The 13,969-nt window shown below is 49.0% G+C and carries 8 protein-coding genes; 1 reads left to right on the top strand and 7 read right to left on the bottom strand.

Features of this window, described 5'->3' with window-relative positions; all coding sequences use genetic code 11:
- Position 1: 1 nt before the first annotated feature.
- Together RCO25_RS14005 and RCO25_RS14000 are read right to left on the bottom strand one after the other, a co-directional pair.
- The gene (locus RCO25_RS14005; protein ID WP_308996767.1) at positions 2–1,600 is read right to left on the bottom strand and encodes a type 2 periplasmic-binding domain-containing protein; all 1,599 of its coding nucleotides are present in this window, start codon (positions 1,598–1,600) and stop codon (positions 2–4) included.
- 161 nt (positions 1,601–1,761) lie between these two features.
- The gene (locus RCO25_RS14000; RefSeq protein ID WP_308996766.1) at positions 1,762–3,798 is read right to left on the bottom strand and encodes a beta-galactosidase; all 2,037 of its coding nucleotides are present in this window, start codon (positions 3,796–3,798) and stop codon (positions 1,762–1,764) included.
- Positions 3,799–4,233: 435 nt separating this feature from the next.
- Here RCO25_RS14000 and RCO25_RS13995 point away from each other — a divergent pair, with 435 nt between their 5' ends.
- The gene (locus RCO25_RS13995) at positions 4,234–6,309 is read left to right on the top strand and encodes a glycoside hydrolase family 65 (RefSeq protein ID WP_308996765.1); all 2,076 of its coding nucleotides are present in this window, start codon (positions 4,234–4,236) and stop codon (positions 6,307–6,309) included.
- A gap of 108 nt (positions 6,310–6,417) precedes the next feature.
- Here RCO25_RS13995 and RCO25_RS13990 read toward each other — a convergent pair whose 3' ends face one another.
- From RCO25_RS13990 to RCO25_RS13970, 5 genes are all read right to left on the bottom strand, one after another.
- On the bottom strand, positions 6,418–7,917 hold the full coding sequence (locus RCO25_RS13990) for a carboxylesterase/lipase family protein (protein WP_308996764.1): 1,500 nt from the start codon (positions 7,915–7,917) through the stop codon (positions 6,418–6,420).
- A gap of 258 nt (positions 7,918–8,175) precedes the next feature.
- Positions 8,176–9,993, bottom strand: coding sequence for an ABC transporter ATP-binding protein (locus tag RCO25_RS13985; RefSeq protein WP_308996763.1), 1,818 nt, complete (start codon positions 9,991–9,993; stop codon positions 8,176–8,178).
- Positions 9,990–12,206 (bottom strand): ABC transporter ATP-binding protein, encoded by a 2,217-nt coding sequence (locus RCO25_RS13980; protein WP_308996762.1) that lies wholly within the window; start codon positions 12,204–12,206, stop codon positions 9,990–9,992. Before RCO25_RS13980 ends, RCO25_RS13985 begins: the two co-directional genes overlap by 4 nt.
- Before the next feature lie 71 nt (positions 12,207–12,277).
- Entirely contained in the window at positions 12,278–12,694 is a 417-nt protein-coding gene (locus RCO25_RS13975; RefSeq protein ID WP_308996761.1) for a MarR family winged helix-turn-helix transcriptional regulator, read from the bottom strand.
- Positions 12,695–12,989: 295 nt separating this feature from the next.
- The gene (locus RCO25_RS13970) at positions 12,990–13,964 is read right to left on the bottom strand and encodes a sugar-binding domain-containing protein (RefSeq protein ID WP_308996760.1); all 975 of its coding nucleotides are present in this window, start codon (positions 13,962–13,964) and stop codon (positions 12,990–12,992) included.
- Between the last annotated feature and the right edge of the window lie 5 nt (positions 13,965–13,969).

Here is a 13,969-nt window from a genome sequence, read left to right as displayed (position 1 = left end):
ATTATTTCACTTTGGCATACCATTCTCTGGCTTTCTTAGTAACTTCCTCGCCACCGGACTTGTTCCACTTCTCGACAAACTCGTCGAATTTCTCGATCGGATACGTACCGATAATGATCTTAGTCGCGTATTCAAACCAAAGCGTATTATTCCTAATGTCGGGATAATTCTCGTAAATGCTAGAAGGCAAACCATCTCCCTCAATCACTTTCACGAATTGCTGCAGTTCTCTCATGTTGTTAATGCTTTGATCATAACGCCACTTGTTTTCCTGTGTTGCGCTCTCCAGCAAGAGATTCTCTTGGAATTCCATAGAGCCGAACTGATAGAATGGAGACACGCCGTTCTGTTGCGTGCTCTTGTCCTCTGGCAACTTTACTTTCTTACCATCAACGACCTCATGATGCATCCCTTCGACGCCCATGTATATATCGAGCCATTTGGATTCATCGGCGATTGAGTTGAGGAATTTCAAACTCGCAATCAGATGTTTCTCGTCTTGCTGCGCGCTAACGACCCATTCAGGTCTGCCAACTTGTTTCGTAGAGATATAGCCTTTCCCTTCGTAACCCGGTGCTTCAAGAACAGGCAGAACCGCGATGTCGGCTTTCACTCCAGCCGCTAGCTCGAGTTTCTCCAGATGTTCGAAAGCTCCTTGGCCCCAGTGATAGTAATTGCCGACGGTATTATTGTCGATTTTACCGTCCCATGCCGCTTTATCGTTAAGGAAGGTTTCCTGATCCAACAGTTTTTCTTTGTACAAAGCAGAGATAAACGCTAGTGCATCCTTCATGTTCGGAGTTACTGCGGAGAATGTTAACTTCCCGTCGTATATATCCCAATCAGGGAAGCCTTCCAGCATAGCGACACCGTACTGGTTAAAGAGATGGTCCATCCAACGGGCATTCTCGCGGCCGCCAGTTGGGATTTCATCTGCCTTGTTGTTGCTATTCGGATCCTTCTCCTTAAACGCTTTCAGAGCATTGACGTATTCCGCCTGCGTTTGCGGCATCTCCAGCCCAAGCTTCTCAAGCCAATCTTTGCGAATCAATCCTGTCGTTTTCTCGTAAGAGTTGATGCCCGGCACCCAGTATATACGCCCTTGGCCCGTTGGATCGTTGGCTTTCACGATATTCCATACCTCTTCCGAGATGCGTTCCCATAGCTTCGGCGCATACTTCGGCAATAGCTCCGTCAAGTCGGCAATCGCGCCGTTCCGTGCAAGATCGGCTTCATTACCATTGAAAGGCAGAAAAACGTTAGGCATTTCCCCGGCAGCGATTTTGGTGTTTAAAGCATTCAAATAATCGGTTCCGCCGTTCCATTCGACATACGGGCTAATGTAACCGACGCCTAACAGATCCACGTAGAAATTGTATAAGGGGCTTCCTTTCTCCACACCCTTGAATCCGGTGTTTCCGTTCCATACTTCGAGATCGACGATTTCGTTGTCCGCTTGTGACTGGCCAGACGTATTGTCCGATCCCGTTGATGATGGTTCGTTGCCATTCTGATTCGATGAATTCGATGAACAGCCGGCAATAATACCCGTTATGATCACTGTGATCAACAGTAATACAACACTTTTTTTTCTAAACATGTTTTTCCCCCTTATTTCATATGATTTTCAAGCGCTATCAAGAGCATGGTGCACTGTGTGCGCTTACAAATAGAATAGTTTATAGCGCTTTCATGATAAACAGGCAGATTTGGGGAGAAACTAGGGCATTTTTAAGATTAGTCCACATAAACCTTTTATATTCAAATGTTCATTTGACAGACTTCAACTTCATACGGAGCTAATTGCAAACTACTTTCGTAAATCCGATCCGTCGTCAAGCCTTTGCCACTTCCAGAAAGGGTAACAGATTGCTCCAGAGAAGTCGTGTTCACGTACATTACATATTCCCCAATCCGCCTTGCAGTAACGCCCATTGGCGTTTCCGGTCCCTTCTGTATATCAAGCTGTACGTAAAATTGGTTCAACAGTTTATTCATAAGGTCAATTTGAGCCGGAATGGCTACGTAAACCGCTTTCCCCTTACCGTAAGCATTCACAGTAATCGCAGGCAATTCCATCTCCAAATTAGTGAAGGAGGCCAATATCTCTGCTGTATCTGGCTCCAGTATTTCATAATAATCAATCGTTATTTCCAAATTTTCGTTTCCAATTCTGATTTTTGGATGTTCACGTCGAAGGTCCATTTTTTTCTTTTGAAGTCCGCCTTCATTGACATCAGAATGATGGTAAATCGGACGTTCAAAAGCATTCGCGCGGATTCCGAATACATCGCTAAGCCTGCCTGGCAAAGATGTGTCGAATACGCGATTGTGTTCATCCACTTTGGCAGAATAAGCCGTCATAACGACTGTCCCTCCCTGCTCCACGAATTGTCTGATTGATTGGGCAGTCGCTTCGTCCATCATACAATGTCCGGGAACGATGAGAAGCTTATAGTTCTTCTCGATATTGCGAAGATTCACCATATTGCAGTCGACATTATCCGAGTTAATGGCCAAAAAGGTTTGCATCATCTGTTCAATGTATGCTGTTTTGTAATACCCTTTTTGATTTTCGGATACTTTAAACGATTCGAAAGAGTAAGCAAGAGCCACTTCTGGCTGTGGCATATAGGGAAGACCAACATCCTTCAGTATCTCCATCTCATGAGCAAATCGGCGATATTCGTCCAACTTTCTTCCAGGACGTCCGTCATGATCGAGTAGACCAAACAAATACTGCTCTTCACCGCCTAGCATTGATCGCCACGTCCAGGCACATACCGCTTCTGCCCGGAAAAGTAATGACAGATATGCATACATCCTCAGACTACCCTTCGGGGGTGCGTAGGCTCCAAAGGAGCCCGTCTGGAATTCCAGGCACCATATCGGCTTATCCAACTCGCCGATCCGGTGAATCATTCCAAAACATGCGCCAAAAAGCGCGTTGCGGTCTTCTGGATTAACTCCAGGGTAGAATCCAATTCCCGGCAAATCAAAAATGTTACCGTATTCCTTTAAGTAATCGAAGCCATACCCTGGGTGTTCACCCCAGTGATTCGTCGATTCTCTGGCATTCGGTGCATATTTTCTGACAATCTGGCTTAAGCCATGAAGATAAGCAAGCTGCTCATCCGAGAAAAACCTCCACATATCCAGCATTCTCTCCGGCGCTCCGTTTAGAGCACCGGCTACCGGAAACTCGGCATCTTCGAAGCTATTCAGACTCCGGGACCACCTATGAGAAGCCCATGCCTTATTTAGCTGCTCGATACTGTCGTATTTTCGCCTTAGCCATTGGACATACCGCTTGCGTGCCTCAGTAGAAAAGCTGGGCATACCACTGCCAACCTCATTGCATAAGCCGAATGCATATAACGCGGGATGCTCAGCGTACCGCTTAGTTATGGCTTCAGCGAATCGAAACGCGTACTCTTGAAACATAGGATTGCCTACGTCTTCCATATAACGGTGAACCGCAGGCAGTCGGTTACCATTACGGTCGACAAGATCAATCTCTGGGTATTTCTTATGAAGCCATGTTGGGGAAGGACGTGTCGCAATATCGAGTACGACCTTCATCCCTGCATCATTAAACAATTGCATCACCTCATCGAACCACTCAAAGGTATAATAACCTTCCGAGGGCTCAAAGCTATCCCAGCAGAGATGACCAAGACGTACTAGATTGAATCCGGCTTCCTTCATTAAGTCAATATCCTCTGGCCAACGACTCTTTGGCCAATCATGAGGATGGTAGTTAGTTCCCACATATATCACATCTAAGCACCTCGTCATTTATTTGATTTCAATCCAAGAAAATAAAATCAAAAAACCTCCCGAACCTACCAGCTGCAATTCAATAATTAGGCATGCTGTGATCAGACTTACATCTTTTTACCGAAGAAATATGGCCTACGGAAAAAAGGTTGCTGCTTCTCAACTAGCCGCCGATGAATGGTGCTATTTAGAATGTCAGCATTCTATACTCCCTCCCCTATTTATGTGAATATCATTTAACGATAGCCTAGCCTCTTTATCTCTTAAACAGGCAAATTTAAGGATTTACTAGGTCATTTTTCGGAGCATTCCATGTTAAGAATCCGTTGGAGTAAAAAACTAAAAAATGACCCAGTGGAAACTTAAAAACCCCTCTTTATGGACACCTTTCACCGTCGTATATTACTTGTAATCAGATGCAAATCTATGCTGGAATTTGAAAGGATGAAATATATGAAAGCCATAAATAGAAAATCCCTCGTGCGTCGCCATAATCCCATGATCAAGGGCTTCGACCCCTTATCTTCTCTTACAGTGGGGAACGGGAATTACGCTTTCACCGTCGACGCAACAGGATTGCAAACCTTTCCCGAGCTGTATGAAAATGGCGGGGTCGCTCTTGGGCATTTGTCGAATTGGGGTTGGCATACCACTCCCAATCCCATCGGCTACGACACCGAAAAATTTCCCAAAACCTTTTATAAGACATTAAACGGAAGAACGGTGGGATATCCCTATATGCCGCACAACCATACTAGCGAGGAATATAAATGGTTGCGCTTTAATCATCACCGTCTGCATCTAGGAGCGGTCAAATTTCTCCTTACACTTCCCTCTGGCGAACCAGCTCTACCGGAGAACTTACAGGATATCGATCAATTGCTGGATCTTTGGACGGGCGTCATCTCCAGCAAATTTTCTTTAACTGGCGAAACTGCTGCCGTAATAACTTGCTGCCACCCTGAAGAAGATGTAATTGCCATCCGTGTGAAGTCCGGGCTTATGTCGAAAGGCAATCTCAAACTGGTATTGCGATTTCCATACGGGAGTGAAGCCTTCGGCGGTTCAGGCGCAGTTTGGGACCGCCCGAATGCACACCGGACCGAAATTCAGGCGTCAACAGATCGATCCATCAGATTCCGAAGAACATTGGATCAGAACGAGTATTTTGTCTCGGCGCAATGGTCCAACGGCAGGCTCGAGAACGATACTGATGACCCTCATTTTTTTGTACTTACACCAACGACGGATGAACTAGAACTTGTTGTTCGATACTCTCGGGATGAAACGACTTCTCCACTTCCACTTTTCGAGCATGTCATATCATGCTCGCGGGAGTTCTGGCATAACTTTTGGAACAGCGGCGCTGCCATAGAATTCGACGGGAGCACAGATCATCGTGCCCATGAGTTGGAGCGACGAATCGTGCTTTCGCAATATTTGACTGCGGTGCAGTCTTCCGGATCACTTCCGCCGCAGGAAACAGGACTGACGATGAATAGCTGGGCCGGTAAGTTTCATCTGGAGATGCATTGGTGGCATTCTGTGCATTTCGCGCTTTGGAATCGTCCCGAATTACTCGAGAATAATATGAGTTGGTACCAAGAGATGCTCCCTAGAGCCATGGATACCGCGCAATCCCAAGGATACACAGGTGCACGCTGGCCAAAGTGCATAGCAGCGGAGGGCAATCAATCCCCATGTTATATCGAACCGTTTCTGATTTGGCAGCAGCCCCATCCAATCTATTTCGCCGAACTGCTGTATTCCATACGAAACGATCAAGAAACATTAAAACGATATGCAGACATCGTTTTTCAGAGCGCGGATTTCATGGCCTCCTTCGCGGAATGGGATGACGTGAATATGCGTTATGTTTTAGGGCCGCCTGTTGCTCCGGCACAGGAACTTTATGATCATTCGGTCACTATGAACCCAACCTTCGAGCTTGCTTATTGGACTTTCGGCTTGTCCGTGGCAAACTGTTGGAGAGAACGGCTTGGTTTAACGCGAGTGGACATATGGGATCATGTACTTAAAAATCTGTCTCCTCTACCTATAGTCGACGGGCTTTATGTTGCTGCCGAGACAGTTCCTGACACATTCAGCGGCCTGGTTGGCGTAAACGATCACCCGACCATGCTCGCCTCATTAGGCATATTGCCCGGGATGACTACGGATCCGGTTACGATGCGACGGACACTGTACGAAGTCATTCGTATTTGGAATTGGGAGACGACCTGGGGCTGGGACTATCCCATGATGGCCATGACAGCCGCACGACTTGGAGAAGGCGGATTAGCTGTTGATCTTCTCATGATGGACGCGGTTAAGAATATCTATCTGCCGAACGGCCACAATTATCAGACCAACAGACTGCCGATTTATCTGCCCGGCAACGGCGGCTTATTGACGGCGGTCGCCATGATGGCCGGCGGATGGATGGGAAGTCCTGATGCGGTTGCTCCTGGTTTTCCTCAAGACGGTACTTGGATAGTACGGTACGAAGGATTGAACAAAATGCTGTGATCCTCCATCCCCTTAGACGACAATGGCCGCATTCGAACCTGAAGGTTCAATGCGGCTAATTTAATTCATTATTAAAAGCCGGATTCAATTAGACCCTGCAATTTCCGACTATTCTATGTCGTACAATAACCCGATCTTCTCCCAAACTGCGATAACCTTATCATCGATTCGGATCGACTGATTCGAAGGCTGCAAATCAAAAAGATGCAGCATACTGGTTTCGCTCTCGTATTGCGTCCATTCCACGTCACTGCCGCTCGGATTGCCCGTCTTCATGAAGTTGAACCATACCTCATTCATATGGTTGCGTACGGCATCCAACTGCTCCTGTGGCGTACCTCTCAGTGCATAGGAGAAATGGCCCCGATCAGTCGTATTCAGAGAGAAAGGGACTTCAACCGCATGAACCGCGCCCATATTCATATGCTTGTAAGCGACCGGCACGAAGTCGAAGCGGTACATCCATACTTTGCCGTGCATCGCCTGCTCGTCCGCGCAACGATGCGCATCCATGGCGAACAGATAATCTTTCACGAATTCACTTAGACCTTTCTGATTCGATTCAAAACATTCGTAGGCCGCTTTCAGCTCGGGGAAATAGTGTTCCTTCCCATTGTTTCTCAACATGGTTTCTACATCATTCCATGACGAGAACCAAGCTTTGGTAAATTCGGAATCTGCAACAAACGTGTCGCCTTCATCGCGGGTATATCCGATTATAACAGGGACCCCGTCCGCGCTGCCGTTCTTTAACGCCGTCCAATGACGTTCGGGGAGTAGATCGTCGCCGAAGAATGGACCCGGCATAAACATTCCGCTGTACACTTTCGTAAACTCGTTGTAGTAGGCTGCTCCCGCTTCCCTGATTTTGGCGATATCCATCGTTTTAAGCTTCGATATGTCATCGGGCTGCACGCCGAGCTGCTTCAGGAATAGAGGAATGCTAATCTTCGTGAACGATCTGCCGCCGCTGGCGCGCGGAAGGGCACTTTGTGCGATCGCCTTATGGTACAATCCCTTAGCCGCAGGGCTCGCGAATAAATTAAACACGGCACAGCCACCACCGCTTTCGCCCGCGATGGTGATGTTGTCCGGATCTCCACCGAATGCTTCGATGTTCTCCTTCACCCACTTCAAAGCCGCTATCTGATCGGATAAGCCGCAGTTCGTATCGAATAACTCGTTATCGTATTGATTGAAATCGTAATATCCGAGCGGCCCTAAGCGGAAGTTGATATTGACGCGAACAACTCCGCCGCTTGCCGCCATTCGCGCTCCATCGTAGCTTAAATCGCTATTGTAGCCGAAATGAAAACCTCCGCCGTATATCCATACCAGAACGGGCAGCTTCTTGGCGTCTTTGGGAGCCCATACGTTCAGATTCAGGCAGTCCTCGTTTTCCTTCTCGCGCTGACCGACAAACTGAATGGGATCATTGCCATAAGTCGTGCAGTCCATTACTCCTTCCCATGAATCGGCTGGTTGCGCCCGCTTGAAACGCAGATCGCCTACAGGGGGCGCCGCAAACGGTATGCCGTACCAGGCGTGTATGCCCTCAGTTTCAACTCCTTTTACTTGACCCGTTGTCGTTTGAATGATCAGATTCATGTTAAACCTCCCAAGAAAGTAATCGAAATCAACATTTGTTGACTTCGTTATACCCCTAATCTATATTTTCTATCAAATGTAGTCAACGGCATAAACCTCAATCTACGCCTGAAATAAACAGATTCACTAAAAATCGTTGCTCGAAAAGGGCCGAGATTTACATCTTTGTTTTAGACATGTTCAAAAAAGCCGGGAATGCAGACGCCGGTTGAATGCCAACCGGCGTCTGCATTCCCTCAAACTCCCCCAGCGGAACCGTTAACCTACTGCCACCTCGGCATCCGCATTCTCGAACTGGCTGTTATAGAGGTTCGCGTAGAACCCGCCTCTCCGCATCAATACCTCGTGCGAGCCTTGCTCGACGATATCTCCTTCGTTCATGCACAGAATGAGATCCGCGTTCCTAATCGTGGACAGCCGATGTGCGATAATAAAGCTGGTTCGCCCTTCCATCAGCTTATCCATTGCTTTCTGGATTAGAAGCTCCGTCCGAGTATCGACGGAGCTGGTCGCTTCGTCCAGAATAAGCACTCGCGGGTCGGCGAGAATCGCCCTCGCGATAGTCAGCAATTGCTTCTGCCCCTGCGATACGTTGCTCGTCTCCTCGTTCAATTCCATCCGGTAGCCTTCGGGCAGCGTACGGACGAAATGATCGACCTGCACCTCCTTCGCCGCCTCAACAACCTGTTTGTCCGTCGCACTCAGGCTGCCGTATCGGATATTGTCCATAATGGAGCCGTTAAACAGCCACGTATCCTGCAGAACCATGCCGAACTTCGCTCGAATATCGTGCCGTTCGAACGACGTAATGTCATGGCCGTCTATGAATATAGCTCCTCCGTCAAGGTCGTGGAAGCGCATCAGCAGCTTGACGATCGTCGTTTTGCCGGCGCCCGTCGGACCGACGATCGCGACGCGGTGACCTGGCAACACATCCAAGGAGAAGTCTTTGATAATCGGCTTGCCCGCCTCGTAGCCGAACTTCACGTGCTCGAAACGGATATGCCCACGGATGCCCGCTTGATCTGCTAACGTGACAACCTCTCTCTCCTTCTCCTCCTCCTTTTCGCCCAGGAACTCGAACACCCGCTCCGACGCAGCTATCATACGCTGAAACTGACTCGACAAGTTCGCGATCTGCGTGATAGGCTGGGTAAAGTTCCGAACATATTGGATAAACGCTTGAATATCGCCGATGCTAACCCTTCCTTGCGCCGCCATCGTCGCCCCTACAATGCTAATGACGACAAAGCCAAGATTGCCTACGAACATCATAATCGGCATCATTAACCCGGAGTAAAATTCGGCTTTCCTCGCACTTTCGGCGAGCTTTTCATTCTCAGCGTCGAATTGCCGAATGGCTTTCTTCTCGCCGTTGAATGCTTTCATAACGACGTGACCGCCGTAGATTTCCTCCACATGACCGTTCATGCGGCCGAGATACTGCTGTTGATGGCGGAAATGCTTCTGCGACGCCTTCACCATACCGATGACGAACATCATCGAGACGGGCACCATCACGATGGCGATCAACGTGAGCTGCCAGCTGATTGTCAGCATCATCGCCGTAACGCCGATGACCATGGCCAAAGAACCGAGCAGCTGCGTAATGCTTTGGCTAAGAGACTGTTCCAGCGTATCGACATCGTTTGTCATCCGGGACAAAACATCACCCTGACTGTTCCGATGGAAATAGCTGAGCGGCAGCCGATTGATTTTGCCCATGACGGCATTCCGGAGATTGTACGAAATCTTCGTCGCGAGGTCCGCCATTACATGGCCTTGCATATAACTAAAAAATGCTCCTAACAAATAGAGTGCCGTTAACGAAAGAACGATTATACCGATAAAGTCGAAGTCGATCGCTGCCGATTCGCCTTTCATCATGCGGGAGATGCCCGCCACTAGCTCGTCAGTCGCCATTGCCATGATCTTGGGCCCTACGATGCCGAATATGGTAGCTCCCACGGCAAGGAAAGCGACCACTACCAGCCTCCATCGGAATGGCGTCAGATAAGACAATAGCGTCTTCATCCCGCCTTTGAAATCCTTCGCCTTGCTCTCGGAATTCCTCATGCCAACTCCTCCTTCGAAAGCTGCGACTCCGCAATTTCCCGATACCCCGCGCAGCTCTCCAGCAGTTCCTGATGTGTACCTATACCGATTATATGTCCCTTATCCAGAACGATAATCTGCTCCGCGTTCTTGATCGTGCTCACGCGCTGCGCCACGACCAAGACGGTAGCGTTCGCCGTGAAGGACTTCAGCGCCCTTCTAAGCGCCGCATCCGTATTCAGATCCAATGCCGAGAAGCTATCATCGAAAATGTAGATCGGCGCCTTCTTGATGAGGGCACGGGCGATGGCCAGACGCTGTCGCTGTCCTCCGCTCACGTTCGTCCCTCCCTGTGCGATCGGAGTCGCGATCCCCTGCTCAAGCTTTTCGACGAAGCCTTTCGCCTGGGCGACTTCCAACGCTTCTCCGACTTCGGATATATCGGCTGACTCCTTGCCGTACCGAACATTGGAAGCAATATCCCCCGAGAACAGCATACCCTTCTGCGGCACGTAACCGATGCTTTCGCGCAGCTCATTCTGCGAGATGGACCGAATTTCGATGCCGTTCATCGTAATTTGTCCTGCCGTCACGTCGTGAAAGCGGGGAACGAGGCTCACAAGCGTCGATTTCCCGGATCCCGTCGTTCCGATGAAGGCCGTCGTCTCGCCTGGCTTTGCCGTGAAGCTAACGTCTTCCAGTACGGGCTTCTCAGCATCCCGATAGCTGAAGGAAACGCCTTTGAATGCAAGTGTTATCCCTTCATTATATGTTAGCGTCCTCGGTTCTTCGGGATCGCGGACGGACAGCTCCGTTCCCAACACTTCCTGAATCCGCTCGGCGGAAGCAACTGCTCGGGGGACCATCATAAACATCATCGACAGGAACAGGAACGACACGATGATCTGCATGGCATACTGCATAAACGCCATCATATTGCCGATCTGCAGCTCGGACTCCGCAATTGACTTCGCCCCGACCCAAATGATAAGCAGCATAACCAGATTCATGACCAATGTCATCGCAGGAAGCATGAAAGCCATCGTTCGCTGAACGAACCGATTCGTCTGTCTTAAGTTGTCGTTAGCCTGCTCGAACCGAGTCTCTTCATAACGCTCGTTCCCGAACGACCGGATGACCATCATCCCGGATAAGCTTTCCCGGCTGACCAGATTCAGCTTGTCGATCAGCGTTTGCAGCGTCTTGAATTTCGGCACGGACAAGGAGAACAAAACGAGAATCATGCCGACGATGGAGATGACCGCTACCGCGATGATCCAGCTCATCGACACGCTACTGCGTATGGCAAGGATTACGCCGCCGATGCCCATGATCGGCGCGAGTAACATGAGTCGCAGTCCCATCATGATCAGCTGCTGGATCTGCTGCACGTCGTTTGTATTCCGGGTAATGAGCGAGGCTGTCGAGAAGCTGTCGTACTCCGCGCTCGAGAAACGGCCAACCTTCTCGAAGATGTCGCGGCGCATCCGCATGGCGACGGACGTGCCAATCTTGGAGGAGAACCATCCCACGACGATTGCCGAGAAACCGCCGAGCAGCGCAACCCCGATCATTTTCAGTCCCGTTCCGATAATGGATTCGCGCTGAAGCTGCTTCAGGTCGACGCCAAGCTCTTCGTAGAATAGGCGAGTAAACATCACCGCGACTTGCGAGCCTGCCATGGATTCATCCTCCGCAGCAGACGAGATATAGGCGTCAAGCTCGCTGGCTGAATGGCGCTCCTTAAACAGCGGCGACATGGTGTACAGCGGCTCCAACTCTAGGTTCGCGGTCCTCTCTTTCGCAGTTTCGGCATTCGCCGACTCGCCTTCTGGCATGTTTTGCAAAGAAAGGACTAACGCATAGACCGCGCGAGTATAAGCATCGCCAACCCCCTTGATCGGATCGCCGACTAGCCTATAAATATCCTTCGTTGCGGATATCGGGTACCGTTCCGAGGTATCTTCATCTGTTCCAGCATGAATCAAAGCGTAGCCCGCATCGAGCACAGTTGCGTCCTGTTCGCCCGCGAAAGTCTTCAGCAGCTCCATCCCGTCATCGCTAATCGCAGTAGGCGCTCCCCCCTCAATCCCCCCGGCTTGAATGCCGGTGTCGACCATATCGCTCATCAGTTTGGGAAGCCCCAAATCGCTCGATACTTGAATGAATAGAAATAGGATGCAGGCCGCAAGCGATAGCGCAAACGGTTTTAAATAGCGGAAAATAAGTTTCATAACAACGCTCCTTGTCATTGCTGCCCCAATGTTCGCCACTTACTATCAGTTATCTAACAATAAAGGCACACTTAAAGATTCTTCTTTAGCTTCTCCGTGATCGCGAAGAACGTCGCGATCTCTTCTTCCGTTAATCCGCTGCGCAGATGAATCTCGAACGCATTGAACCGTCGAATGACTTGCTCATGAAGCGTAATGGCTTTCGGCGTCAGGGTAATCTTCTTCAGTCTGGCATCGTGCTCTACTGCTTCCCTCACGATGAGGCCGTCCCGTTCCATCAGCTGCAGAACGCCCGTTACCGTCGCGCGTCGGATATTGAAATCCCGTTCCAGATCTCGCTGGAACACCGCGCGGTCCGCATTCGATCGGAGGTAACCAATCACCCAGCCCTGCATACCCGTCAGCCCTTTTTCACCGTCGTCCAACTTCCGCTTGATCAAATTTGCCAGTATTTTAATTTCAAAGCTGATTGCGTTGGGCAGATTCATTCTCTCACCTCTCAATGTTAGGGTGCTAACATCATAATAATCCATCCAACAGAAGCTCACTAACACTTTGCCGACCCTTGAAGTAGCACTTTTACGACTTTATTGGTATCCCGCAAAACAAAAAGAAGCCGTCCCATAAGGAACAGCTCCTTCATCGCTGCTTAAAAAGCCTAGATCAAAGGGGTAATTCTGTAAGTGTATTGATATAACCTATTTTCCTTTTATGTAAACTCCTCATGCCTGCTGGCGATTCCAGGCAAATCGCCGCCTACCCCGCGTTGTCTGGAATCAATATTCAACGTAATAATATCATCTCGAATCGGTAATTCATGAACATGAGTTGCCCTATTGAGTTCTTCCATCGTATTGACCATTTTCGCGGATTCGAAATCCGATGTTCCAGTTTGACGGTCGTTTCCTGTCGAGCACCGATAGAAATCTCCTGCGACGCAAGCTCCCTCTCGCCGACAGGAACGCCATTTTCATCCGTTAATCCAACGATAACCCGATATCCGCCAACATCCTTACCATGATAATTGGTGATTTTTGCCCTGACATTCAAAAAGGCATCTTCATAGTTATCGTCGAGGTCACAATAAATAAAATGATCGCGAATATCCAACTTCGGCTTTCCGGTCACGAAGACATCCCTGAAAATACCGGCAAGACGCCACATATCTTGATCTTCTAAATAACTTCCATCCGAATATTTATAGACTTCTACTGCCACGTTATTTTTGCTGCTTTTGACACAAGGCGTGATGTTGAATTCCGCAGGCGTCATAGAACCCTGACTATAGCCGACCTTTTCCCCATTAATCCATAAGTAAAATGCCGACTTTACGCCTGCAAAATGAATAAACACTTCCTTATCGTTCCAATGCGGTAACTCGAAATCACGTTTGTAGCTTCCAACCGGATTATCGTCATGATCAATGCTCGGGATCGCTTCCAGCGAATCTGTTTTTACCGGGTTCGGATAAGCCACGTTAGTGTATATAGGAAAACCATATCCTTTGATTTCCCAACAGGATGGCACAGGCAATGTGCTCCAATGGTCCGTAGGATAATCGTCGCGATAAAAATCTGCGGGACGTTCTTTCGGATTGTTCGAAAAATGGAATTTCCATTCTCCGTTTAAACAGTGCTTCCACTTCGACGGTTCGCCCAGCAGGGCACTGCGTTCGTTATCGTATGGTATCGATGTTGCGGATCCGTCTTGTTTATTGACATGCAATATTTCAAGGTTTTCCCATTCCAGTGTCCCCATGTTGT

Origin of the sequence: Paenibacillus sp. LHD-38 (genome assembly GCF_031157315.1) — a bacterium.
Lineage (GTDB): Bacteria > Bacillota > Bacilli > Paenibacillales > Paenibacillaceae > Pristimantibacillus.
The sequence above is the reverse complement of the archived record's forward strand: the minus strand, read 5'-3'. Positions and strand labels throughout refer to the sequence as shown.